Here is a 25,281-nt window from a genome sequence, read left to right on the forward strand (position 1 = left end):
AACCGGTCATGAGCGGTGATCGCGAACAGGAAGCGGGGAGACCGGCGTCCGGGGCGGCCGCGCGGCGTTCCGCCTGGGTGAAGGCGAGCGACATCGAGCGAGAGGTCAAGGCACCAAAGCCGATCGACGTCTTCGGTCGGGTCGTCGAGTTCCTGGTCGTCCTTGGCATCGTGTGGGGCATCGTCGCTGCCCTTCTGCGAAGCTGCCAGCTCGTTGATTGATAAGGTGTCGCCCAGGTTCGTCCCTGGTCCGCCGCTCCCGGGGCTTGCGCTCCGGCGGCCTGCCGTCGTGGCCCGCCTCGGCCCGCGCACGACCACCCGGTGAGTCTGCGATCGGCGCGTTGATGTGCGCCGGCGTGCTCGACCCATGGAACGTGCCTCCAGGATCCCGTCCTACGGCGAGCAACAGCCGGGGGCGGTCGCGCCGCGGTAGCGCCCTGAAGACCGGGACGGCGTATCTTCCTCGTGACGCTGAAGACGGAAGGGGCCGAGGACGAGCATTGCCCGCCCCGTACGGCCGCGATCACGTCGATCGCGCCCGGTGTTAGCCTCGCTGCTGTGGATGCGTCCGACCCGCTGATCGAGGTCATCCGCGAGGCGTACGAGGCGAGGAGCCTTGTGATCTTCGCCGGCTCGGGCGTCACCGCCGCGGCAGGGTTACCCGCGCCCGGCGCGCTCGCGGCCGCGATGTCGCAGCGCGCCAGGGGGCGGGGCGCCGAGCCGGAGCTCATCGCGGAGATCGATCAGCTCATCGAGCAGCGCCGCCTGTTCGACGCCTTCTCGGCGCTGCAGATCGCGCTCGGACCGGTCGAGTTCGCGCGGGAGATCTCCGTCCGGTGGTCCGACGACAGCGCGCCCGTGCCCGGGATCGCGCGCGCGATCGCGGCGCTGTCGCCGCGGCTCCGGGCGGTGCTCTCGACCAACCTGAACAAGCTGTTCGAGCGCGCGTTCCGGGGCCATTGGGACGTCTACTATCAGCCCACCGGCGACATGGCCTCGCGGAGCCGCTACCTCTTCAAGCTCCACGGCACGCTCGCCGTGCAGAGCACCTGGGTCGTCACGCGCGAGCACCGCGAGCGGCTCCTCCACGACGCGCTGGTCCAGGAGGCCGTCGCCGCGCTCCTCTCCAGCTTCCCGGTGCTGGTCGTCGGGTGCGATCTCGCGACCGACCATGACGGCGTCCTCGAGCGGCTCCGCGCCCGCGCCGGAGCGGGCGCGCCGGCGCGCTTCGCGGTCGTCCCGCGGACCATGTCCAGCTACCAGCGCAGCGAGCTTCAGCGCGCGGGGCTGCAGCTCCTCTACTTCGACCCCGGCGCGGAGGACGAGGTCGGGGCCGTCACTGCGCTCCTCCATGCGCTGGACGAGCGGGCCCCACGCGACAGCGCCGCCGTCGTCTCCGCCCCCGCGCCATCGCCGCCTCGCGCGGAGCCCTCCGGCGAGCGGCCCTCCCGGCCCTCCGGCGAGCGAGCCACCCGGCCCTCCGGCGAGCGGCCCTCCGACGCGGACGAGCCGCCGAGCGCCGCCCGGCGCGGCGCCCCGTCCCGGTGGCGCGGCAGCGCGCGCGATCAGGCCGCTGCGTCCCGCGAGCTCCGCGCGCGGCCGAACGAGAAGCGGTGGCTGCGCTCGACCTCCGCCTACCTCATGTGCGACCGCGAGGCGCAATGGGCTCGCCTGAAGCGCGCCTGCGGCGAGGCGCCCCGCGCGCACGTCTTCGTCCTGTCGGGCGACATGCGCGAAGGGCACGCGTATTTCCTCAAGCGTGTGGCGGTGTTCGGGAGATCCGAGCTCGACGCCGACCCCGTGGAGGTCCGCCACGACATCTACCAGATGGCGCCCCACGACGTCGCCGCCAAGCTCAGGGACTACCTCCGCGAGCGCGACGGCACGGTGGCCGCCGCGATCTCCCGGCGCCTCGAGTGCAGCAACCTGATCCTGCTCTTCCCGCGCGTCCGGATCGCGCAGCAGGGCGCCTGGCTCAGGGAGTTCTACACAAAGGCGCTGCCCGACCTGATCGCGCGCGTCGAGGAGCACGGGCCGCCCAGGCACAGCCTCATCGCCCTCCAGCCCGTCACCTTCCGCGCCGGCTTCCTCGACCGCGTCTGTCCGTTCTCGGGCCGCCGGCGCGTCGAGCGCTTCGTGGAGGCGCTCGCGGGGGTCCGCCGCCCCAGCCTCGAGGTGCACGCCGAGACGCTCTCGCGTATCGACAGTGATCACGTCAAGTCGCTCCTCGACGATCTCTACGGATCCGATCCCGCGCTCCTCCAGCTCAAGCTCGCCGAGGTCGAGGAGTTCCTCGACCTGAGCACCGCCGATCTGTTCTCGAGGCTCGAGGAGATCACGAAATGAATGAGGCGCTGAGATGATCGACGACTACCAGTTCGCACGGTACCGGGCGGACGGGGACGAGGCGTACATCGCGAGCCCCGAGCTCGCGGCGGCCGTCAACACGGCCCTCGCCGCCGAGCAGCCGCTCCTCGTGACCGGCGAGCCCGGCACGGGCAAGACGACACTGGCGGACTCGATCGCGCGGCAGCTCGGGTACGGCCCGCCGCTCAAGTTCTGGACGAGGAGCGAGCACCAGGCGAGCGAATGCCTGTACCGGTTCGACAGCATGCGGCGCTTCTACGACGCCCAGGTGCAGGATCCCCGGGCGAAGGACCCCTCGAACTACGTGCGCTACGAGGCGCTCGGGGAGGCGATCCGGTCGAGCAGGCCCCGCGTGGTCCTGATCGACGAGATCGACAAGGCGCCGCGGGATTTCGCCAACGACCTGCTCACCGTCCTCGACGACGAGGTGCGGTTCGAGGTGCCGGAGATCGGCGCGACGTTCGTCGCCGACTGCCGCCCCGTCGTGGTGATCACGAGCAACAGCGAGCGGCCGCTGCCGGACGCATTTCTCCGGCGGTGCGTCTTCCACCGCATCGCGTTCCCCGACCGGGCGCAGCTCCGGCGCATCGTGCGGGCCCGCTTCGACCCGGCTGCGCTGGAGGACCGGCTCATCGACGCCGCCATCGCCCGCTTCGAGGAGCTCCGCGCGATGGATCTCGAGAAGCCGCCCGCGACCGGGGAGCTCCTGGTCTGGATCCGCGTGCTGCTCAGGGCAGGCATCGGCGTCCACGAGGTCGAGACCGCGCCGTTCGCGCGGCTGAGCCCCGGCGCGCTCGTGAAGCTCGACGCCGACGTGCTGCGCCTCCACCAGGCCGCGGCGCTCCAGCAGCGGAGGGCCTCGGCCCCCGGACCGGACGGCTCCCCGGCCGGCGCGACGCTGCGGCGATGAGCCCCGGGCTGCCCGTTTCGCGGGAGGGCTCCGGGCTGCCCTTCGAGGAGCTGCTCGACGCGCTGCGCGACGCGGGCATGGAGCTCGGTGTCGGCGAGCGGCTCGCGTTCGCGCGCCTCCTGTCGCGCTACGACGGCACCTCGCGCGACGAGCTCCGCGCCGCGGTCGCGAGCCTGCTCGCCAGGAGCGCCGCCGAGGCCGCGCTCGTCGAGGAGACCTTCGACCGGCTCTACCCGGCCGAGCCCCCCGCGGCGGCCCCGGCAGAGCGCGGCCCCGGCGAGATGGACGTCGCGGCCGCGCCGGAGGTCATCAAGGAGGCCGCGTTCGATCCAGACGCCGACGCGCCCAAGGTGTCGATCCGGGCGGCGCAGGGGCCGTTCGCCGAGGCGCGGGCGCCGGGGGTGACGATCTCACGGAAGGCGCCCGCCAAGCACCGGTCGCCCGTGGAGCAGCAGCCCCCGGCCGACGTGTCGAGGCGGCGGTCGTCCGCCGCCGCCGCGCTCGCAGCGATCGCGCTCCTCGCCGCGCTCTGGCTGGTGGCGCTGAGGAGCACCTGGCTCCACGCGCCCGAGCTGGAGGTCCAGGGCGCCGGGAACGTGACGATGACCCAGGGCAACGTCGCGGTGGACCCCCCTGGGCCGGCGAGCGTCGCCGCGGCGGGCGCCCTCGATCGGCCGATGGGCTGCCCGCCGCGCGACGCCGTCGCGGTCCGGCGCTGGCCCCTGCCGTCGCTGGCCCTCGGCGCGGCCGCCGCGCTGACGCTCGCCGGCCTCGGCTGGTCGCGCTACCGGCAGCGGCTGATCGAGGCGACGCGGCGGCTGTTCCGGGGGCGGTCCGCGGCGCTGTCCGGGCCCCGCCGCTACGAGGCGCCGGCGCGCGCGCGCCCGGCGGGCGACGACATCGTCGCCGCGCTCGGCGGCGCGCTCGACGTGGTGGCCGCGCGCGGCCGCCTCGACGAGGCGCGCACCGTCGACCGCACCGCGCGCGCGGGGATGCGCCCCGTGCTCGCCTACAGGCCGCGCCCGAGGCGCCGCCGCGCCCTGCTGCTCCAGGACATCGGCTACCAGAGCCTGCCCTGGCGCGCCAAGATGGACGCGCTTGTCGACCGGCTCGCGCGCCACGGCTTCGCGCTGGAGCGCCACGTCTTCGACCGGGACCCATCGCGCGTCGCGGCCGACCCTTCCGCGCCGTTCGTGCCGCTCGCCTCGCTGGCACCGCGGGCGGGGGGGCTCCCGCTGCTCGTGCTCGGGACCGGCGAGGGCCTCTGCGAGGTGAGCCGCGCGCAGCGAGCCCGCGTCGAGGAGGCGCTCGGCGCCTGGCCGCTCCGCGTCCTCCTGAACCCGGTCGAGGACCCGGATCTCTGGCCGGACGGCCTGCTCGACGAGAGCGCGCCGATCGCCGCGTTCCCGATGAACCGCGGCGGCGCGCGCGCGGCGGCCGAGCACCTGCGCGCGCTGCGCCACGGCTGGCGGCGCCCGCCCCGCCCCGAGCCGGGCCAGGGCGCCCCGCTCGATCCGGACGACGTGCGCCGCCTCCATGCGATGCTCCTCTTCGCCCCGGCCCCTTCGTTCGAGCTCGCCGAGCTGCTGCGGCGCCGATTCCTGCCGCACGCCCCGGAGGAGCTCGTCCTCGGGGCCGAGCGGCTGATCCGCGACGGCGCGGACGCGCACGAAGGCGCTGTCCGGGAAGCGCTCGCCTGGTTCCGCGCGCGGGATCCCGGGCGCCTCATCGAGTCGGAGGTGCGGCGGTTCCTGCTGTCGGAGCTCGACCGGAAGCAGCCGTCGGACGAGCGCTCGGCGGCCTACCACCGCTGGCGGATCGACGTGACGCTCCAGCGGCTGCGCCTCGGGGACGACCTCGACGCCGTCCGCCTCGACCTGGCCGCGCTGGCGGCGTCGCCGCTTCGCGCCGAGCTCGAGGCCCGCGTGGAGCAGGAGCTCGCGCGCGAGCGCGGGGCGGACGTCCCGCCCGAGCAGCGGGCGATCCTCGCCCGGCTCCGCTCGGAGCTGCGGACGCCGATGCGCGAGGAGCTCCCCGCCTCGGAGCGGCGGAGGCTGCCGCTCCCGGCCCCGAGGGCGGTCGCCCTCGTCGTCGCCTCCTCCGCGCTCGTGGCGGCGACCCTCGACGTGATGGGCGTGCTCGACCCGGCGCCGCCGCGCCTCGACGGGAGCGCGACCTACCTGTGGACGCGCGCCGACGTGCGGACGGCGCTCTGCGCGTTCGACGCGTTCCACGACATCCACGCCGGCGCGGACGCCGCGTACGGGCTGGCGGTGCAGGCCGGCCGGGCTGCGGGCGGCGCGCGGGGCGTCGCGTCGGCCGAGGGCGCCGTCGCCGTGTTCCGGCTCTCCGACGGGCCGATCGTTCGCACGCTGACCGCCCGGCGGCTCGACGCGCTCACCCCCGCCGAGGTGCGCGCCGGCGCCCTGACCGAGCTGCCCTCGGAGGAGCTGTCCGTCTACGTGACTTACGTGAGCCGCCGCGGCGCGCCGGCGACATCGGGCGAGGCGACCGAGGAGGATGGGATGGTGATGGCGGCGTTGGCCAGGGAGATAACCGAGGGGACCGTGTTCACGCTCGACGCGGGCTCCCTCACGCCGCGCGGCGCGCGCGCGCTGTTCGACGGACAGAGCTGGGGCAGGCTGCCGTACTTCGACGCCGCGGGGCGCGTCATCCACGTCTCCCAGGACGGGAGGCGGCGCATCGTGAACGACACGCCGGAGCGGCGGACGACCCTGGCCCGGGCGGCGCGCGAGCGCGACCTCGCCGTCGCGCGGCACTCGGGGGGCGTGATGCCCGGCGCGCCGGGCGAGATCATCGACCGCCTCGCGGACCCGAGCCTGCCGCGGTGGGCTCCGCCGCCGGACGACGCCGCGCTCCCCTGCGCGCCGCCAGCGCAGCGCTGCGGGGGCGAGTGCACCGACACGGCCAGCCATCCGGACCACTGCGGCGCCTGCGACCGGCAATGCCGGGACGACCAGGTCTGCGAGGGCGGGGAGTGCGCCTGCGCGGACGGCGCCGTGGAATGCAGCGAGCGGGGCTGCACGGACCTCCTGACCGACGCGCAGAACTGCGGCGCCTGCGGCGTGGTGTGCGAGGGCGGCGCGGCGTGCGAGGACGGCGTGTGCCGCTCCTCCGGTACGGCGAGCTCCCGCGAGGACGAGCCGGCGGAGCCGCCTTGCGACAGCCCCGATCACGTCCGTTGCGGAGGGGTCTGCGTGGACCTGCAGCGCGATCAGAGGCACTGCGGGCAGTGCGGGGCGAGCTGCTTGGTGTCGATCTTTAGCCATTACTGCGTCCGGGGCCGGTGCGAGCGCTGCTACGAGGGCTACCGCTCGTGCGAGAGAGGCAGCTGCACCACGAACATCATGCGGGACCCTCGCCACTGCGGCGCCTGCAGGAAAGTGTGCCCCGCCGCGCCGAACGCGGACCCGACGTGTACCGACGGCACCTGTGGCTTCTTGTGTTCGCCCGGCTTCGGCGACTGCGATGGCGACGCGGCGAACGGGTGTGAGGTGGACACCTGGAGCTCGCCCCAGCATTGCGGCCGCTGCGGGCGCGCCTGCGCGGCCGGCGAGGTCTGTACTTACGGGGTCTGCACAAGCGATGCCGTCCCGTGCGGGAAGCGCTGCGAGGACGCGAAGCAGCGATGCTCGAGCGAGTGCGCGACCGACACGTGCCGCAAGCGCTGCATCCAGAGCGAGGAGGACTGCCGGCGGCGCTGCAAGGGCCCGGCGAAGGCGCCGTGACGACCCGGGCGTCTCTCGGACGCTCGCCCGGAGCGCCATGCAGGGCGTGCTCCGACATGTCGTGCGCCCCTGCGCCGCCGCCGCGCGCCGCCTTCCCCCCGCCTCCCGCCCGCGAACCGTGGTGTAATCCTCTGCGCCCCGCGCCCTCGCGGGGCGGCCCTCCCGCGGTGACCCCTTGAGCGATTCAGCCCCCAAAGCGACGATCGCCGTGCTCGAGCGGAACCGCGTCGTCGGCCAGCGCATCGCCCGCGTCATGTCGGCCGCCGCCGGCATGCAGGACGTCCCGGTGGCGAGCGACCCGGCCGAGCTGCGCGCGCGGCTCTCCGACAGGCCGCTCCTGCTCGGCTGCGACGCCGCCGACCTCGAGCTCGCGCTCGAGTGGGCCGCCGAGCGCTACCCGAGCATGCACCTGCTCGTGTGGACCTCGGGCAACACCGACGCCGTCCTCCAGGCCGCCCTCGAGGAGCCGCGGCTGTCCAGCATCGTCGGCTGGCCGAGCTTCGCCTCGATGCCGCGCCCGTGGGAGATCGCGCTCGCCGTCCGGCGCATCCTCAAGCCGCTCGCGCCAGCGCCGCGCCTCTCCGACCTGCTCTCGTGGGGCGCGACCATCGTGAAGTGGCGCCCCCGCACGAGCGAGGACCGCGACCGCACCGTCGCCGAGGTCGCGCACTGGGCCGAGCGCGCCGGCGCCCCCGCGCGCGTCGCCGAGCGGCTCGCCGCGCTCGCGCACGAGCTGCTCATGAACGCCATGTACGTCGCGCCCGTCGATGCCCGCGGGCGCCCGCGCTACACGCACGACAGGCGGTGCGACATCGTGCTCGAGGAGAGCGAGATCCCCACGCTGCGGCTCGGCGCCGACGGCGCGCACATCGCGCTCCAGGCCCACGACCCGTTCGGCACCCTCCGGCGGCGCCACGTCTTCGAGGGCATCACGCGCGGCCTGAGCGCCCGCGGCGCGGACTCGGCCCGCACCCCCGTGCTCGACACCTCGCGCGGCGGCGCCGGCCTCGGCATGCTCAAGATCTACGCGGCCGGCGCGGTGCTCGTCGTCGACGTCTCGCCCGCCGCCTCGACCACGGTCACGTCGTTCTGGGACCTCGACGTGAACCCGCGCGAGTTCCGCTCGCTGCCCGCGTCGATCCACTACTTCGAGCGCTCCACGCCCGCGATGGAGACGCTGGAGCGGGGCGCGTGGTGACGGCCGGGCGCCTGGCGGCGCGCCGTGACGCAGGGCCGCGAGGCGGCGCGCGGCCCCGCGGCGCGTTCCGGCCGGGGAGGTCGCCGTGACCGAGATCGATCCGCTCCTCGCGCGGCAGCTCCGGCGCCTCGGGCTGGAGGACCTCAGCGAGCCGCCCGACCGGGAGACGTGGCACAAGGTCGTCGCGCGGATCAGCGAGCACTACCGCCACGTCGCCGACGACAGGAGCCTCCTCACCCGCTCGCTCGACCTCTCCACCAACGAGATGGGCGCGCTCCACCGCCAGCTCCTCGCCGAGCGCGACCGCCTGCGCAGCGTCGTCGTGGCGATCGGCGACGCGCTCACCCTCTTCCACGACGCCGCGAGCTCCCAGGTCGAGCCGTCGATGCCGTCCGAGGTCACCTCGACGATCTCGACGGCCAAGCGGCGCTTCGCCGCCAAGCTCGCCGAGCTCCTCTCGCTGGGCAGCGCGGCCCAGGGCGCCGCCGGCGCGAGCGGCTCGGACGACGCCATCAACGAGGTCCGCGTCCAGCTCGTCGGGCTGGGCGACCGGCTCGTGCAGCTCCTCTACGACACGGCGGAGCGCGCCTCGCTGAAGAAGCAGCTCGAGGTCGCGCGCGCCGTCCAGCAGATGCTCGTGCCGAGCGCCGACGTCATCGAGCGCCGCTCGCTGCGGCTCGCCGGCCACTTCCAGCCCGCGGCGGAGTGCGGCGGCGACTGGTGGACCTTCCACGACCTGCCGGACGGCCGGCTGCTCACCGTCATCGGCGACGTGACGGGGCACGGCATCTCCTCCGCGATCATCACGGGGGCGGCGAAGGCCGCCTGCGACATCGCGCGCACGTTCGGGGGCGAGGAGCTGAGCGCCGCGCAGCTCCTGCGCGTCATGAACTGCTCGATCCTCGAGGCCGGGCAGCAGAAGTACCTGATGACGTGCGCCGTGTGCGTCTTCGACCCGGAGGCGCGCTCGCTCACCGTCGCGAACGCCGGCCACCCGTTCCCGTACCTCGTCAGGAACAACGCCGTCCGCCAGCTCACCTCGCAGGGCGCGCCGCTCGGGTCGGCGAGCTCGGCCGAGTACACGTCGAGCACCGTCGCCCTGGAGGGCGGCGACGCCCTCCTCTGGTTCACCGACGGCGTCACCGAATGTGAGAACGCGGCGAGCGAGCAGTTCAGCGAGCGGCGGCTGCGGGCGCTCTTCCAGAGCGTGTCCAGCTACGCGCCCGAGGAGGCGCGGGACGCGATCGTCGCGGCGGTGTCCCGGTTCCGCGGCGAGCGATCCCTCGACGACGACATGACCCTCGTCGTCGCCCGCGTGCTGTAGCCTGGGGGCGACGAGCCCCCATGATCCTCGAGACGTTCCACTACGACCGGGAGACCAGGAAGTGGTCCGTGCGGGTGCTGCCCGTGCTCGACAGCGACCGGACGCTCGTGCTCGCGTTCGGCGCGCCGGAGTTCCTGGACGACCCCGGGGCGATCCGGGAGCTGCGGCGAGCGTACCCGAGGTCGCACATGGTGGGCTGCTCGAGCGCCGGGGAGATCGCGGGCACGTCGGTGTGCGACGGGACGCTGTCGGTGGCCGTTGCGCGGTTCGAGCGCACGACGCTGGCGACGGCGCAGGTGGAGGTGTCGAGCGCGTCGGACTCGTTCGCCGCGGGCCAGGCGCTCGCGCGCAAGCTGGAGCGGCCGGGGCTGCGCGGGGTGCTGGTGCTGTCGGAGGGGCTCGGCGTGAACGGCAGCCAGCTGGTGCGCGGGCTGAACGCGGTGCTGCCCGAGTCGGTGGTGGTGGCCGGGGGCCTCTCGGGGGACGGGACGCGGTTCCAGCGGACGTGGGTGTGCCTCGGGGACACGGTGCGCAGCGGGGTGGTGGCGGCCGTGGGGCTGTACGGCGAGCACGTGGTGATCCAGCACGGGTCGAAGGGAGGCTGGGACAAGTTCGGTCCGGAGCGGGTGATCACGCGCTCGGTGGGCAACGTGCTGTACGAGGTGGACGGGCGCCCGGCGCTGTCGCTGTACAAGGAGTACCTCGGGGACAAGGCGGCGGAGCTGCCTGCGTCGGCGCTGCTGTTCCCGCTGGCGCTGCGGGCGTCGGCGCGCGACGAGAAGTCGCTGGTGCGCACGGTGCTGGCCGTCGACCACGAGGCGCAGTCGCTGACGTTCGCGGGGGACGTGCCCGAGGGGCACCTGGTGCAGCTGATGAAGGCGGACTTCGAGCGGCTGATCGGGGGCGCGGAGCAGGCGGCCAGGTCGGCGAGCGAGGCGGGGCGCGCGGCGGGCGACGGCGCGCTGGCGATCGCGATCAGCTGCGTGGGCCGGCGGATCGTGCTGGGGGACCGGACGGAGGAGGAGGTGGAGGCGGTGCTGGACGTGCTGCCGAAGGGCACGCGCGTGACGGGGTTCTACTCGTACGGCGAGATCTCGCCCTACGCGACGGGCCACTGCGACCTGCACAACCAGACGATGACCCTCACCGTCCTCTCCGAGTCGCTCTCGCTGCTCGCGCGGGGCGAGGGCCCGCGCGAGCGCAAGCCGCGCGCCGCGCCGCGGGCGCCGGCCGTGGCCGCGCGCGTCGTCGCGCAGCCGGCGGGCGGCATGGCGGAGTTCGAGGAGCTCGAGATCGCGTCCGACGCCACGTTCGACTCCCTGTCGTCCGCGTCGCCGGCGTCGAGCGCGGCGCTCGGGATGCGGCTCGAGACGTTCTCGTTCTCGCGCGAGACGGGCAGGTGGTCGGTGCGCGCGCTGCCCGCGCTCGACAGCGACCGGACGCTCGTGCTCGCGTTCGGCGCGCCGGAGTTCCTCGACGACCCCGGGGCGATCCGGGAGCTGCGGCGCGCGTACCCGAGGTCGCACATGGTGGGCTGCTCGAGCGCCGGGGAGATCGCGGGCACGTCGGTGTGCGACGGGACGCTGTCGGTGGCCGTTGCGCGGTTCGAGCGCACGACGCTGGCGACGGCGCAGGTGGAGGTGTCGAGCGCGTCGGACTCGTTCGCCGCGGGCCAGGCGCTCGCGCGCAAGCTGGAGCGGCCGGGGCTGCGCGGGGTGCTGGTGCTGTCGGAGGGGCTCGGCGTGAACGGCAGCCAGCTGGTGCGCGGGCTGAACGCGGTGCTGCCCGAGTCGGTGGTGGTGGCCGGGGGCCTCTCGGGGGACGGGACGCGGTTCCAGCGGACGTGGGTGTGCCTCGGGGACACGGTGCGCAGCGGGGTGGTGGCGGCCGTGGGGCTGTACGGCGAGCACGTGGTGATCCAGCACGGGTCGAAGGGAGGCTGGGACAAGTTCGGTCCGGAGCGGGTGATCACGCGCTCGGTGGGCAACGTGCTGTACGAGGTGGACGGGCGCCCGGCGCTGTCGCTGTACAAGGAGTACCTCGGGGACAAGGCGGCGGAGCTGCCTGCGTCGGCGCTGCTGTTCCCGCTGGCGCTGCGGGCGTCGGCGCGCGACGAGAAGTCGCTGGTGCGCACGGTGCTGGCCGTCGACCACGAGGCGCAGTCGCTGACGTTCGCGGGGGACGTGCCCGAGGGGCACCTGGTGCAGCTGATGAAGGCGGACTTCGAGCGGCTGATCGGGGGCGCGGAGCAGGCGGCCAGGTCGGCGAGCGAGGCGGGGCGCGCGGCGGGCGACGGCGCGCTGGCGATCGCGATCAGCTGCGTGGGCCGGCGGATCGTGCTGGGGGACCGGACAGAGGAGGAGGTGGAGGCGGTGCTGGACGTGCTGCCGAAGGGCACGCGCGTGACGGGGTTCTACTCGTACGGCGAGATCTCGCCCTACGCGACGGGCCACTGCGACCTGCACAACCAGACGATGACCCTCACCGTCCTCTCCGAGTCGCTCACGCCGCTGCCGAGGCGCAGCGGCAGCGAGCGCGCCGCGCCGACGCCGCGCACCGCGCACGACGGCGACGAGGTGCGGCCCACCATCCGGGTGCCGCCGGCCGCGAACGGCCACCGGGCGTCGCGCCCGCTGTTCGCCGAGCCCGCCGCGGCGCCGGTCTCGTCGGGGCGCCTGCCCACCGCGGTGGACCGGTCGTCGTCGCCCTCCGGCGACCGGCTGTCGCCCGCCGGCGACCGGCCGTCGCCCTTCCTGTCGCAGCGCACCGCGCCGACGCGGAGCGTGCCGCCCGCAGGCGCCGTCAGCCGCCACGACAGCCTCGTGTTCGACAGGCGCAAGGTCGGCGACATCCTCGTCGTCCGGCTCGCCGGGCGCATGACCGAGGCGTTCAAGGGCGCGGCGCTCGCAAGGGAGCTCGACGGCAAGGTCCTGCTCGACCTCGCCGGCGTCGAGCGCATCACGTCGTTCGGCGTCCGCGAGTGGCTCCAGATGATCCAGGCGGCCCAGCCCCGTCTACGCGCCCTCTACCTCGCGCGCTGCTCCGAGCCGGTCATCAACCAGATCAGCATGATCCGGCGGTTCGCCGGCGGCGGGCAGGTCGTCTCGTTCTACGCGCCCTACTGCTGCGAGGCGTGCGGCGCCCAGTTCGAGCGGCTCGTCGACTGCGCCCACGACGCGGCCGCGCTCGCCGAGGGCAAGCCGCCCGAGGCCGTGTGCCCCCGCTGCGGCGGCGCCGGCGCCTTCGACGACGACGCGGCCACCTACTTCGGGTTCGTCGCCCAGCACGGCGCCGGCGCGATCCCGCCGGAGGTGCGCGCGATCCTCATCGAGCTCGAGAAGGGCGACGAGCCGGTGGGCGGCGAGGCCGTGGAGAAAACGGTCGAGGGGCGCGTCACGCGGCTCAAGGTGGGCAGCAAGATGACGGCCTCGCTCCGCTGGAGCCGCATCATCGACGGCCTCGAGGGCCAGGTCGTCTTCGACCTGAGCGGCGTCGCCGGCGTCACCGCCGACGGCGCGGCGCGCTTCGAGGCGGCGCTGCGCAAGCTCGAGGGCTCGGTCGAGGCCGTCCGCATCGAGGGCTGTCCGCGGCTGCTGGCCGAGCGGATGGCGAGCCCCACCTGGCCGCAGGGCGCGCGCGTCGAGTCCGCCGTCGTCGAGGGCCGCTGCGCGTCGTGCGGCGCGGTCCGGACGGCGCTCGTCGAGGTCGACCGGCAAGCCGATCGGCTCCGCCGCGGCGAGGACCCGAGCGTCACCTGCAAGCGCTGCAACGCGCCGCTCGCCTTCGACGGGTCCCGCTCGCTGCTCTACCTGCTCGGCGCCCACGCGGCGCGCCCGCCCTCGGCCCCGCCGCCCGCGTCGGCCACGCCGCCCGAATCGGCCCCGCCGCCCGCCGCCCCGCAGGCGAGCCCGCCGCAGCCGCCGGCCGCCGCGGCGGCCGCGCCGTCGCCGCAGCCCGTCGACGCGCGCGCGCGCGCGGGCTCGAGCGCGGCGTTCCTCGCGCTGCTCGCGGTCGTCGCGCTCGTCGCCGTCGGCTTCGCCGCCTGGCGCAGCGGCCGCAGCCCCTCCGCGCCGCCCGCCGGCGCCGCCGCGAGCGCCGCCGCGTCCGCCGGCGCCGCGCCCTCGGCGGGCGCCGCCGCGCCGGCCTCGTCCGTGCCCGCAGTGGGCGCGCGCGCGCCGGCGCCGTCGGCGAGCGGCCGGGCGTCCTCCGGCTGGTCGTCGATCGACGACCTCCCGCCCCCGTGGGTGGAGCGGCCGTTCGTCCTCGAGGGCGACAGCGTCCTCGCCGTCGGCCGCGGCGGCCCCGCGGCCACCGACGCGGACGCGCTCGCCGCGGCGCGCAGCAGCGCGATCGAGCGCCTCGCGTCGGGCCTCGCCGGCGAGCTCGCGAGCTCCCCCGTCGCCGAGCTCCTCGCGGTGCAGCCGCCGGCCGACGCGCGGCCGGCCGAGCGCGCGGAGGTCGTCGAGCGCATCGCCGCGCGCTACCTCGCCCAGGTCGGAGCGTTCGCGACGCCCGAGCGCGTCGACGCCGTCGTGCGTCAGGAGGCCGGCGGCGCTGTCGCCTTCGCGCGCTACAAGCTTCCCCGGCAGAGCTTCGAGGCGGCCGCGGAGAGCTACCGCCGGACGGCCACGTTCCAGGGGCTCACCGTCGCGCGCCTCTTCCCCCAGCTCGCGGCGAGCGTCCGCACCTCCGGCGACCTCGTCGTCGTCGCGGTGGAGCGCCCCCGGCAGGGCGAGGGCCCGGGCGTCGCCGCGGGGGACGTCGTCCTCGCGGTGGGCGATCGCCCCGTCCAGTCCGTGGAGGCGTTCGCGAAGGCCGCGGCGGACGCGTGGGCGCGCACCCGCGCCGGTGGTACGGTATCGCTCCAGATCGAGTCGCGCGGTGAGCGCCGCAGCGTCAGCTTCGCGAAGTCCCAGGTCGCCGACCCTCGATGAGCACCATGATCGCCTGCCGCGCTCCCGGACGAGTGACGCTGCCGGCCCGCACGGCGGAGGCGGGCGCATGAGCGAGCGTCACGCCGCCGGCCCCATGAGCGCCGCGTCGCGCCGCCCCACGACGGTCGGCAGGTACCGCCTGCTCAAGAAGATCGGCATGGGCGGCATGGCCGAGATCTGGGTCGCCTCCGTCGCGGGCATCTCGGGCGTGCGGAAGATCTGCGTGGTCAAGCAGATCCTCCCGCACCTCGCCGACAGCCCCGAGTTCGTGCGGATGTTCCTCGACGAGGCGCGCATCGCCGCGACCCTGGACCACCCCAACCTGGTCCAGATGTACGACATCGAGGAGGTCGACGGCGTCCCCGTGATCGCCATGGAGTACCTCCACGGCGAGGACCTCCGGACGATCAAGAAGTCGCTCCGGACGGCGAACCGCCGGATGCCGATCGAGCACGCGATCACGATCGCGGCCGGGGTCGCGGCCGGGCTCCACTACGCGCACGAGAAGGTCGGCTTCGACGGCAAGCCGCTCGACATCATCCACCGCGACGTCTCGCCGCACAACGTGTTCGTCACCTACGACGGCGCCGTGAAGATCCTCGACTTCGGCATCGCGAAGGCGGCGAACCGGATCAACGAGACGCGCGACGGCGCGCTCAAGGGCAAGGTCCCGTACATGTCGCCCGAGCAGTGCACGAGCGAGAAGCTCGATCGCCGGAGCGACATCTACTCGGTGGGCATCCTGCTCTACGAGATGTCGACGGGCAGCCGGCTGTTCCGGCGCGGCGCCACCGAGTTCGAGCTGATGCGGGCCATCGTCGAGGACCCGGTGATGCCGCCGAGCCAGGTGTGCGACGACTACCCGCCGGAGCTCGAGCGCATCGTGCTCCGGTGCCTCGAGCGCGACCGGGAGAGGCGGTACCCGACGGCCCGGGATCTCCAGATCGACCTCGAGGCGTTCGCGCGCGAGGAGCGGCTCGCGACCTCGGCGCTCGCGCTGTCGTCGTTCATGTCGGAGCTGTTCGGCCAGCGGGTGGAGGCCTGGCGGGGCGCGCTCGCGTCGGAGGCGGAGCTCCTGTCGCACATCGTCGAGAAGCAGGCGTCGATGCAGAACGACGACTCCTTCGCGGGCGATCTCGACGCCGCCGCCGCGTCGCCGCGCAGCGTCGAGCGCCCCGGCGGGGCGGCGACGAAGCTGTCGGCGCCGCTCTTCTCGGCGTCGCGGCTCGAGGCGGCGCACGACACCGACCCGCCGCCGCCGCGCTCCCGGCGGGACCCGTCGCTCTCGTCGGCGGACACCCTCGTCGAGGTGGAGCCCGAGGGCGCGCACGGGCACGCGCCCCGGGCGCTCACGATCACGCGGCGCAGGCTGGGCAACCTGCTGATCGTCTCGATGTCGGGGCGGATGACCGAGGAGCTCCAGGGGCTCGCCGTCGCGCGCGGCATCACCGGCCGCGTGCTCTTCGATCTCGGCGGGGTGCAGCGGGTCACGTCGTTCGGCGTGCGCGAGTGGATGGCGATGCTGGCCGAGGTCTCGCTGAACGCGCCCGAGATCTACATCGGCCGCTGCACCGAGCCGATCGTGAACCAGGTCAGCATGATCCGCCGGTTCTTCGGCGACGGGCGGGTCGTGTCCTTCTACGGCCCGTACCGGTGCGAGCGCTGCGGCCACGCGTTCGACCGGCTGTTCGACTGCGACAGGGACGCGCACGTGGTCAGGACGCACGAGCCGCCCGCGAGCCCCTGCCCGCGCTGCGGCGGGGCGGCGGTGTTCGACGACGACGCCGAGAGCTACTTCGCGTTCGCGGCGGGCCACGCGGGCATCCAGCTCCCGCACGACGTGCGGGTGGCGCTCGACGACATCGCGCGGCTCGACGCCGGCGCGCACGAGGCGATCGAGAAGACGGTCGACGAGCGCGGGACGCGCATCCGCGTGCGCTGCAAGCTCGACGCGCAGGTCCGGTGGAAGCGCGCGCTCGACGGGATCGAGGGGGATCTGGTGCTCGATCTCGCGGGCGCGGCGGGGGCGACGCCCGAGGGGGTGAGGGCGCTCGAGCTGTCGCTCCGCGCGCTGGGCGACGAGGTGACGTCGATCCAGATCGAGGGCTGTCCTGTGGCGCTGCTCGACCACCTCGCCTCGGCGCGGCCCCCGCTGCGGGCGGCGGCGGTCACGGCGCTCGTGGACGGCGTCTGCGGGCGGTGCAACGCCCCGAGGCAGACGCTGCTCGACGTGAAGGAGGCCGCGCACGCCGCGCTCGAGGACCGCGAGCCGTACATGCCGTGCAAGCGGTGCAACGCGCCACTCTCGTTCGCGTCGCTCCTGCCGGTGCTGAAGCGGCTCGCCGCCGCGCCGGAGCCGCCGCGCGCCCCGGCCGGGGAGCCCGCGGCGGCGAGGCGCGCCGCCGCGGAGGCGGGGGCGTCGTCGTCGCGGGGGGCGTCGTCGTCGCCGGCGGCCTCGTCGTCGCCGGGCGCTTCGTCGTCGCGGGGGGCGTCATCGTCGCCCGGGGCGTCGTCGTCGCCGGGGGCGTCGTCGACGCGGGGGGCGCCGTCGACGCGCTCGCGGGCCCGTGGCCCGGCCGCGGCGGGCGGCCCCGGCGCGCGCTGGGCGTTCGCGGCGGTCGCCGTGTCGGCGTCGCTGCTGCTCCTGAGCGTCGTCTTCGCGATCCGGGGCTGGGGTCGCCCGCGGGCCCCGGCGGGCGCGGGGGCGGCGGCGAGCGCGGCGCCGGCGGCGGGCGCGGCGTCGGCCGCGGCGCCGGCGGGCGCGGGGGCGGCCAGCGCGGAGCGGCGCGCGGCGTCGCCGGCCGAGGATGTGCCCTCCTGGATGCAGCGCCCGTTCTCCGCCGAGGGCGACGCGATCTTCGTCGTCGGCGAGGGCACCGGCGACAGCCGCGAGCAGGCGCTGTCGGCCGCGCGCGCCGACGCCATCTCCCGGCTCGCGCGCAACGTGGTGCCGGCGCTCGCGGGGTCGGAGGCGTACGCCTTCCTCCAGGCGCACGGCGGCGGCGAGCGGCGCGCCGGCACGGCGGAGGCCGAGGCGAACCGCTACCTGAAGCAGGTCGGCGCGTTCGCCACCCCCGAGCGCGTCGACGCGCGCTTCCGGGAGCGCGACGGCGCCGTGGTGGCGATCGCGCGCTACCGCATGCGCAAGGAGAGCTTCGAGGCGGCCGTGCAGAGCTACCGCAGGACGGTGAGCGCGCTCGGGCTGACCGCCGCGCCGATCTTCCCGCTGCTCGAGGGCGAGCTGAAGACGAGCGGGGACGCCGTCGTCGTCGCCCTGGACGAGGGCGGCCCCGCCGCGTCCGCGGGCGTGCGCGTCGGCGACGTGGTGGTCGCCGTCGACGGCCGGCCGCTCGCCAACTTCGACGCGTTGCGTTATTGGGTGGAGAACACGCGGAAGAGCGCCACGGTCGAGCTCGCGGTCGAGTCGGGCGGCGTGCGGCGGACGGTGGTGATCAAGAGGCCCTGACGGAGCAGCGGATCGCCCACGGCGCGTCGGCGCGCGGGCGCGATGCCGCACGCCATGTCGCTCTTCGACGCCGCTGGATTCGACGAGCGCACCTCCTGCGGCGCCGCGCGCGCGGGTTGCCTACGGTATGCTGGCGAACGCGGCGCTCTCGGCCGGAGGTCTCGAACATGCGCGGCCTGGAAGAGATCCAAGGGCTGGAGGTCGGAACCCTGATCGCGGGCAAGTACCGCGTCGACCGGTTGCTCGCGAAGGGCGCGATGGGCGCGGTGGTCGCCGCGACGCACGTGGAGCTCGCCGAGCTGCGGGCCATCAAGCTGCTCCTGCCGTCGACGGCCGCCGATCCGGAGATGTGCGCGCGTTTCCTCCGGGAGGCGCGCATCGCGGCGCGGCTCCGGAGCGAGCACGCGGTCAAGGTGCACGAGGTCGGGCGGTTCGAGCGCCTGCCCTTCATGGTGATGCAGTTCCTCGCCGGCCGCGATCTCCGGGTCGTCCGCAAGAAGCGGGGCCCGCTGCCCGTCGAGGAGGCGACGCTCTACGTGATCCAGGCCTGCGACGCGCTCGCGGAGGCCCACGCGCTCGGCCTCGTGCACCGCGACGTCAAGCCGGCGAACCTCTTCCTGACGCGCGCGCGCGACGGCTCGCCGTGCATCAAGGTGCTCGATTTCGGCGTCTCCAAGGTGTCGGTCCAGGGCGCGGCGTCGCTGGGGTTCGGGGAGATGCAGACGAGCACGGGCCAGATGCTCGGGACGCCGCACTACATGCCGCCCGAGCAGATGCGCGGGCAGCGCGACGTCGACGCGCGCGCGGACATCTGGGCGATCGGCTCGCTGCTGTACGTCCTGCTCACGGGCCGGTATCCGATGCACGCGCGCTCGGTCGAGACCGTCTCGCTCGTGCTCGGGGGCAAGTTCGTGCCGCCGCCGCCGTCGGAGGTCCGCCGCGGGCTCACGCCGGCGATCGATCCGATCATCCTGCGGTGCCTCGAGCGGGACCGCGACCGGCGCTGGCCCGACGTGGCGGAGCTCGTGCTGGCGCTCCGCCCGTTCGCGCCGCCGGCTGCCCAGCCGCTGGTCGAGCGCATCCAGCGCGTGCTTCGCGAGGGGCCGTACGACGCGCCGGCCAGCGCGCGCGTGAGCGTGGACGGCGCGAGCGCGTCGGATCATGGCTCGATCCCGCCGGCGTCCAGCTCCGGCCCGTCGACCGGGGGCGTCGCGATCCCGCTGCACCGGGAGGAGCCGCTCCCGGCCGTCGCGCCGCCCTCGCTTCCGCGGGCGGAGACCGTCGCAGGAGCGCCGCGCGAGCCCGCCGCCGTGCCGGACAGGGCAGGGGGCGCGGCGGCGGCCAGCCCCGTGGCGCGAAGCGAGGCTGCGGCCGCGTCGGACAGGGCAGGGGGCGCGGCGGCGGCCAGCCCCGTGGCGCGAAGCGAGGCTGCGGCCGCGTCGGACAGGGCCGGAGGCGCGGCGGCGGCCAGCCCCGTGGCGCCGCGCGAGGCCGCCGTGGTTGCGGACAGGTCGGGCGCGGGAGCGGCGGCCGGCTCCGTGGCCCCCGGCGAGGCTGCCCTGGTCGAGGGCAGGCGACCCGCCGAGGCGGCCCTCGAGGAGATGGAGCTCGTCGACTGGCGCCCGCGCAGCGCCCTGGCCTCGCGGCTCCGGCGGCTGGTCTCGCCTTCGAGGGCGGGCTTCGGGGCGGCGGCGCTGACGGCGGCGCTCGTGGCCGTGGTGCTCGTGAGCGGAGCGCAGCGGGCGGAGCTATCGGACCCACCGGAGCAGGCGGAGCAAGGACGGGCGGAGTCCTCGGAGCGATGGTCTGGAGCCCGCGCACCCGGGCCAGCCCCGGCGGACGCGCCCCAGGCCGCGGCGGGCAGCGTCGATTCCGCCGGTCAGGCCACGCCGGCCCTCGCGGCGCCGACCGCGTCGCAGTCGTCGAGGCCGCTGGCGGACGTCCAACGCGGAGGGGCTCGAGAGCAGGCCCCTCGCGCGGAGCACGGCCCCCCTGCGCGCGCTGCGGCCGCGCCGAGGCTCCCCGCGAGCAGGAGCGTCCCGGCCCCCGGCCCCTCCGCGCGGCGACAGGCGATCTCGATCAGCGCTGCTCCGCGATAGCCGGGAGGAGAGGCGACTCCCGCGCAGTGGGCGCGTGCCACTCCCGCGCAGTGGGCGCGTGCGACTCCCGCGCTGCGGGAGCGTGCGACTCCCGCGCTGCGGGAGCGTGCGACTCCCGCGCTGCGGAGAGGGCAACTCGGTGTTGCGAGGGGGCTGACGCTCGCGCCTCGGGAGCGGGTGACTCCCTCGTTCCCCGGAAGGCACGGAGGCGCGTGCGAGACGAATTCAACGTGTCATGAGCGCGGAGCGGCGGGGGTCACTTGCTCGGCGCGATGACGCCGCAACCGATGCGCCCTCCGGCGTTGCCGGAGGGCTGGCTGCCGTCGTCCTCCTTCTCGTGGACGATGATGGCGCGGCCGAGGAAGGATTTCGGATCGCCCTGCTTCAGGTTCGCGCCCGGGGCGACGATCTCGTGGGTGCCGGTGCCGTCGGCCTTGACCTCGATGTTGCCGAGATCGCCGAGGTGCCGGGCCGCGCCGTTGGGCAGGCCGTGCGGGTGGTGGTCGGGGTTGTAGTGCGCGCCCGCGCTCTTCGCGTCCGGCGCGCTGCAGTCGCCCGTCTCGTGCACGTGCACGGCGATCTTGCCCTTGGGGGCGCCCGAGACGTTGATGGTGACCTTCACGCCGCCCTCGACCTCGGCGAAGGTCGCCGAGCCCTTGAGCTTCGACTTTGTCCGCGCCTCGATGGGCACCTCGACCGTCACGGGCGCCGCGGCCGGCGCCGCGGGCGCCGCGCTGCCGCCCTCGGGGCTGGCCGCGGCTTCCGGCGCCGTCGGCGCGGGGGCGGCGGGCGTCTCCGGCGCCGGCTGGGGCTCGGCAGGGACGTCCGGGACCGCAGGCGCCGGCTCGGGGGAGCCGCCGCAGGCGGCGACGACCAGGGCGAACGAGGCGAGCAGCGAGAAAGGATGGGCCGATTTCATCACAGCGGAGACCTCCAGGTTCGTGAGGCGTTGGACCTCCGCCGTCTCGTAGAGCGGTCCCGGCGAGCGATCAATCCGGGGCGAACCCGACTTTTGTCAGCCCCAGGCCGCCCGACCCGGCGCGCAGCGCCGCCGTGAGCGGTCCGATCTCGCCGCTGGGCGAGCGAGGCGCGGAGTCTGCCCCCGCGCCTCGCTGCAGGCTCACTACTGCTGCGGGCAGCCGATCGGCGCGGTGCTGATCACCACGTCATCGATCCACATGTTGCGGGGCTGGTCCGGCTGGTACGACTCCCAGCCGAAGCCGATGCTCGTGAACTCCGGCGCGGTCCACTCGAAGTTCTCCATGTTGTTGGCGCAGCCCTGGCCGGTCCCGGACATCTTGAGCTCGGTGATCTCCTCGTTGTTCAGCCAGAAGCGCATCTCGTTGTTCGGCCCGTCGAAGCTGAACTCGACGCACGTCCACTCGCCGACCGGGACCACCTTGCCCTCCGCGTGGTGCCAGCAGTCCGTCGTCGGCCCGGTCGGCGGCGTGGTCCACTGCCCGGGCGTATCGTAGTTCGCCATGAGCTGGCTGCCGCTCGCGATCGGGTGCTGGCCGCCGTAGCGATAGACGGCCGTGTAGGGCATCCCCTGGAAATCCTTGCCCGGAACGGTGCCCGCGCCGTCGATGATGGTCCAGTGCACGTCCGTGTCAGGCGCGGACTCGAGGAAGAACATCATGCGTCCGTGGACGACGTTGCCCTCGACCGGCAGGGCAGCCGGATCCTGGAACTGGATCATGGCGGACTTGTAGTCGTCTCCCGAGCTCGCGGGCGTGGTCACCTTGACGGACTTGGTGCCGCTGAAAGCCCTCGTCGTGTCGACGGTGACGGCGGAGCCATCCTTCGCCGTGTAGACCTTCCACTTGTCGCCCGGTGCGCCCTGGCCCTCGTACGACTCGAAGTCGTCGCAGATCAGCGCGCCATCGGCACACGCCGTGTCGCCGCCGCCCGCGCCGCCGGTGCCGGTGGTCGCGCCGCCGCCGGTGCCGCTCGTCGCGCCGCCGCCGGTGCCGGTGGTCGCGCCGCCGCCGCCGCCGGTGGTCGCGCCGCCGCCGCTGCCGCTCGTCGACGTCGCCGTCGTGCCGCCGCCGTCGTCATCCGAGCACGCGGCCGCGCCCACTCCAGTGGTCGCGAGCAGACCCATCAAGCTAATGCAATATCGAAGCTTCATGTTCGTTCTATCCTCCGCGGCGACTATGCACGAGGGCATGGCGCGGTTCAAGAACGAATGGCTTGACCGGATCACCGCATCCACGGCCTCGAGACCCCTTGGCGCCGGCGGGGTGCGGTGCAATCGACCTCACCAGGAGAACGCCCCGAAGAGCCGTCTCCCGCGCTGCCGGGAGCGCGCCTCTCTGCCTCAGGTCTCTCCGGCCCGGCCGCGCTCCGCGCCGCCCTCGGCCGGTCCGGGCGACATCGCATAGAGCCTCTCCTCTCCCTGCTTGCCCCGGATCCGCACCACCGCGGCCGCCGCGCCTTCAGGGCTGCCGGCCGCGGTGAACGTCGCCTCATCCATCAGCAGCCCACCGGCCCTGGCCTGCGCCTGGATCCGAAACGCCGTGTTCACGCGATCGCCCATGATCGTGAACTCCCGCCTGCCGCTCGACCCGATGCTCGCCAGGAGGACGGGCCCTGTCGCGAGCCCGAGCCGCGTCGGGAAGGCGGGCCGCCCGTGCGCGCGCTGCTGTTCGTTGAAGTCCGCGATGGCGCGCTGGATCCGCTGCGCCGCCGCGAGCGCGTCCGGCGCGCTCCGGAAGAACGCGAGCATGCCGTCGCCCAGGTACTTGTCGACCTCGCCCTTCTGGTCGTGGACGACCTGCGCCACCGTGGCCATGTACAGGCTGAGATCCGCGAGCAGCGGCCCCGGGTCCTCGTGCTCCGAGAGCCGCACGAAATCCTCGATGTCGCTCACCAGCACCGTCAGCACCTCGCGCGCCGGCGGGCTCGGCCGGTTCGACGACACGCTCTCCTCGATGCTCTCCCACGCCCGGTCGGACAGGTACCCGCGCAGCGCCGCTTGCATCTGGCGGACCTGCGCGTAGCGCTCCTCGAGCTCCTCGCGCTGCCGCTCGAGCTCCCGGCGCTGCCGGTGCAGGAGCAGCTGCGTCCCGACCCGCGCCAGCACCTCGCGCAGCTCGAACGGCTTCGTCACGTAATCGACGCCGCCCGCCTCGAACGCCGCCACCTTGTCGCCGATGCCCGTCATCGCGCTCAGGAAGATGACCGGCACGTCCGCCGTCCGGGGGTCCGCCTTCAGCCGGCGGCACACCTCGTAGCCGTCCATCTGGGGCATGTTCACGTCGAGCAGGATGAGGTCCGGCGGCACCGCCGCCGCCGACATCAGCGCCATCGCGCCGCTGATCGCCGCCCGGACCTCGTAGCCCTGCGCGGTCAGCATCGAGGTGAGCAGCGACAGGTTCGCCGGCATGTCGTCGACGATCAGGATGTTCGCGGGCTCGTCCCGCGGGCGCTCCGGCCGCGCCCCCGCGTTCGGCGCGCGCGGCGCTCGCTTTGCGTCGGTGTCCGTCATGACGGCTCCTCCTCGTCTGCGCTCGATAGCGCCAAGATGCTGTCGAAGCGATACCCCCGCGCGAGCTCGGCGACCGCCCCCGCGAGCTCCGCGTCCTCCGGCCTGAACCGCTCGATCGCCGCCTGCACCGCCTTCGCGTCGAGCCGCGTCGCCGCCCGCCGGAGGTCCTTGCGCAGCGACGCGGGCAGCTCGGCCGCCGCCCGCGCGAGGTCGACGCCCCGCGCCGCCGGCGCCGACCGCCGCTCCGCCGGGCGGGCCTCCCTGTCGAAGCGCGCCCCGAGGTGCTTCGTCAGCAGGCCGAAGATGTCCGCGTCGCGGAGCGGCTTGCTCACGAAGTCGTCGCAGCCGGCCTCCAGCGCCAGCGCGCGGTTCTGCTCGAACGCGCTCGCCGTCATCGCGACGACGACCGTCTCGCGCCCCCGCGGGCTCGATTTGATGCGGCCCGCCGCCTCGTAGCCGTCGAGCAGCGGCATGCGCAGATCGAGCAGGACGAGGTGGGGCGCCCACGTCTCCCACTGCGCCACGGCGCCGAGCCCGTTCGTCGCGGTGCGCACCTCGACGCCCACGGAGTCGAGCAGCTTGACGAGGAAGTGGCGCACGTCCCACCGGTCGTCGACGACGAGCACGCGGTACCTCGGCTGGCCCGGCGCGAGGCCCACGACGCGCAGCGACCGCGGCGCCGCGCTCGGGCGCGCGCCCGCCGGGTCGGAGAGCGACAGGCGCACGTCGAAGCGGAGCGTCGTCCCGCGGCCGGGCTGGCTCTCCACGTGGATGTCGCCCCCCATCATCCGCACGATGCGCCGGCTGATGTGCAGGCCGAGGCCCGTGCCCTCGCGCGACCGCCGCCCGGTCGCGGTCTGCGCGAACGCCTCGAACAGCTCCGCGAGCTCGTCCTCGGCCATGCCCCGGCCGGTGTCCGTCACCTCGAACGACAGCCGCGCCCGCGCCGCCGTCGCGCCGTCGTGCGCTCCTGTCGCGCGCCGCGCCCACGCGCGCAGCGTCACCGACCCCCGCGGCGTGAACTTGAGCGCGTTGCCGAGCAGGTTGATCAGCACCTGCCGCAGCTTCCCCTCGTCGCCGTGGACGTGCTGCGGCACGTCCGGCTCCCGCTCCACCGCGAGCGTGAGCCCCCGCTTCTGCGCCTCGACGGCGAACATCTCCGACAGGCCCGAGAGCATCTCGTGGAGGTCGAAGTCGACCTCGGTGAGCGTCATGCGGCCGGCCTCGATCTTGGCCATCTCGAGGATGTCGTTGACGAGGCCGAGCAGGTGCTCGCCGCTCTTGCAGATGACCGCGAGGTTCTCGCGGTGGCGGTCGCCGAGCGAGCGGTCGCGCTCCATGAGCTGCGCGAAGCCGAGGACCGAGTTGAGCGGCGTCCTGAGCTCGTGGCTCATGTTGGCGAGGAACGCGCTCTTCGCCCGGCTCGCCGCCTCGGCCTCCGCCTTCGCCCGGCGCGCCTCTTCCTCGGCCCGTCGCGCCTCGACGAGCTCCTCGCACAGCCGCTGCTCCGCGGCGCGGCTCACCGCGAGCTCCTGCGCCGTCCGCTCGAGGTCGCGCTCGCGGGCGCGGAGCCGCCTGTGGAGCGTCCAGAGGACGATCGCCATGAGCGTCCCGGCGATCACGGCGGCGGAGATCCCGACAAGCTGCATGCGATATGCCCCCACCCAGCGCCCCCGCGGCGGGAAGGGCCGAGCGCCGGTCCCGTCGGAAGGCTTCGATCAGCGTACAGGAGTTCGGGGCAGCGC

13 protein-coding genes are annotated in these 25,281 nt (G+C 74.7%); 9 read left to right on the forward strand and 4 right to left on the reverse strand.

What is annotated here, in order from left to right; translation table 11 throughout:
* Positions 1 to 8 precede the first annotated feature (8 nt).
* The 9 genes from WMF24_RS44825 (at position 9) to WMF24_RS44865 (ending at position 20,046) form a co-directional block, all read left to right on the forward strand.
* Complete coding sequence (locus WMF24_RS44825; RefSeq protein ID WP_437733612.1) at positions 9 to 221, forward strand: hypothetical protein; 213 nt, start codon at positions 9 to 11, stop codon at positions 219 to 221.
* A 243-nt stretch (positions 222 to 464) separates the two neighbouring features.
* Positions 465 to 2,345, forward strand: coding sequence for an SIR2 family protein (locus WMF24_RS44830; protein WP_437733613.1), 1,881 nt, complete (start codon positions 465 to 467; stop codon positions 2,343 to 2,345).
* Positions 2,346 to 2,358: 13 nt separating this feature from the next.
* Entirely contained in the window at positions 2,359 to 3,276 is a 918-nt protein-coding gene (locus WMF24_RS44835) for an AAA family ATPase (RefSeq protein ID WP_437733614.1), read from the forward strand.
* A complete protein-coding gene (locus WMF24_RS44840; protein ID WP_437733615.1) occupies positions 3,273 to 7,025 on the forward strand; it encodes a hypothetical protein in 3,753 nt (1,250 codons plus the stop codon). Before WMF24_RS44835 ends, WMF24_RS44840 begins: the two co-directional genes overlap by 4 nt.
* Before the next feature lie 175 nt (positions 7,026 to 7,200).
* Positions 7,201 to 8,223, forward strand: a complete 1,023-nt coding sequence (locus WMF24_RS44845; protein WP_437733616.1) for a hypothetical protein — start codon at positions 7,201 to 7,203, stop codon at positions 8,221 to 8,223.
* A gap of 85 nt (positions 8,224 to 8,308) precedes the next feature.
* Entirely contained in the window at positions 8,309 to 9,547 is a 1,239-nt protein-coding gene (locus WMF24_RS44850; protein ID WP_437733617.1) for a PP2C family protein-serine/threonine phosphatase, read from the forward strand.
* Between the two features lie 20 nt (positions 9,548 to 9,567).
* On the forward strand, positions 9,568 to 14,481 hold the full coding sequence (locus tag WMF24_RS44855) for an FIST N-terminal domain-containing protein (protein ID WP_437733618.1): 4,914 nt from the start codon (positions 9,568 to 9,570) through the stop codon (positions 14,479 to 14,481).
* A 67-nt stretch (positions 14,482 to 14,548) separates the two neighbouring features.
* Entirely contained in the window at positions 14,549 to 17,947 is a 3,399-nt protein-coding gene (locus tag WMF24_RS44860; RefSeq protein WP_437733619.1) for a protein kinase domain-containing protein, read from the forward strand.
* A 167-nt stretch (positions 17,948 to 18,114) separates the two neighbouring features.
* A complete protein-coding gene (locus WMF24_RS44865; protein ID WP_437733620.1) occupies positions 18,115 to 20,046 on the forward strand; it encodes a protein kinase domain-containing protein in 1,932 nt (643 codons plus the stop codon).
* A gap of 256 nt (positions 20,047 to 20,302) precedes the next feature.
* Here WMF24_RS44865 and WMF24_RS44870 read toward each other — a convergent pair whose 3' ends face one another.
* From WMF24_RS44870 to WMF24_RS44885, 4 genes are all read right to left on the reverse strand, one after another.
* Positions 20,303 to 20,965: a superoxide dismutase family protein gene (locus WMF24_RS44870; protein WP_437733621.1), complete on the reverse strand. Its 663-nt coding sequence runs from the start codon at positions 20,963 to 20,965 to the stop codon at positions 20,303 to 20,305.
* Between the two features lie 204 nt (positions 20,966 to 21,169).
* Entirely contained in the window at positions 21,170 to 22,150 is a 981-nt protein-coding gene (locus WMF24_RS44875) for a hypothetical protein (protein ID WP_437738933.1), read from the reverse strand.
* 216 nt (positions 22,151 to 22,366) lie between these two features.
* On the reverse strand, positions 22,367 to 23,536 hold the full coding sequence (locus tag WMF24_RS44880; RefSeq protein WP_437733622.1) for a response regulator: 1,170 nt from the start codon (positions 23,534 to 23,536) through the stop codon (positions 22,367 to 22,369).
* Complete coding sequence (locus WMF24_RS44885) at positions 23,533 to 25,185, reverse strand: ATP-binding protein (RefSeq protein WP_437733623.1); 1,653 nt, start codon at positions 25,183 to 25,185, stop codon at positions 23,533 to 23,535. The genes WMF24_RS44880 and WMF24_RS44885 overlap by 4 nt, the downstream gene beginning before the upstream one ends.
* Positions 25,186 to 25,281: the final 96 nt, after the last annotated feature.

It is taken from the genome of Sorangium sp. So ce1335, assembly GCF_051521615.1.
GTDB lineage: Bacteria > Myxococcota_A > Polyangia > Polyangiales > Polyangiaceae > Sorangium.

Bases quoted from the DNA above. Each gene is read 5' to 3' on its own strand.
- WMF24_RS44870 (WP_437733621.1), bottom strand. From the start codon at position 20,965: ATGAAATCGGCCCATCCTTTCTCGCTGCTCGCCTCGTTCGCCCTGGTC.
- WMF24_RS44825 (WP_437733612.1), top strand. From the start codon at position 9: ATGAGCGGTGATCGCGAACAGGAAGCGGGGAGACCGGCGTCCGGGGCG.
- WMF24_RS44880 (WP_437733622.1), bottom strand. From the start codon at position 23,536: ATGACGGACACCGACGCAAAGCGAGCGCCGCGCGCGCCGAACGCGGGG.
- WMF24_RS44855 (WP_437733618.1), top strand. From the start codon at position 9,568: ATGATCCTCGAGACGTTCCACTACGACCGGGAGACCAGGAAGTGGTCC.
- WMF24_RS44885 (WP_437733623.1), bottom strand. From the start codon at position 25,185: ATGCAGCTTGTCGGGATCTCCGCCGCCGTGATCGCCGGGACGCTCATG.
- WMF24_RS44835 (WP_437733614.1), top strand. From the start codon at position 2,359: ATGATCGACGACTACCAGTTCGCACGGTACCGGGCGGACGGGGACGAG.
- WMF24_RS44860 (WP_437733619.1), top strand. From the start codon at position 14,549: ATGAGCGAGCGTCACGCCGCCGGCCCCATGAGCGCCGCGTCGCGCCGC.
- WMF24_RS44865 (WP_437733620.1), top strand. From the start codon at position 18,115: ATGCGCGGCCTGGAAGAGATCCAAGGGCTGGAGGTCGGAACCCTGATC.
- WMF24_RS44875 (WP_437738933.1), bottom strand. From the start codon at position 22,150: ATGGGTCTGCTCGCGACCACTGGAGTGGGCGCGGCCGCGTGCTCGGAT.
- WMF24_RS44840 (WP_437733615.1), top strand. From the start codon at position 3,273: ATGAGCCCCGGGCTGCCCGTTTCGCGGGAGGGCTCCGGGCTGCCCTTC.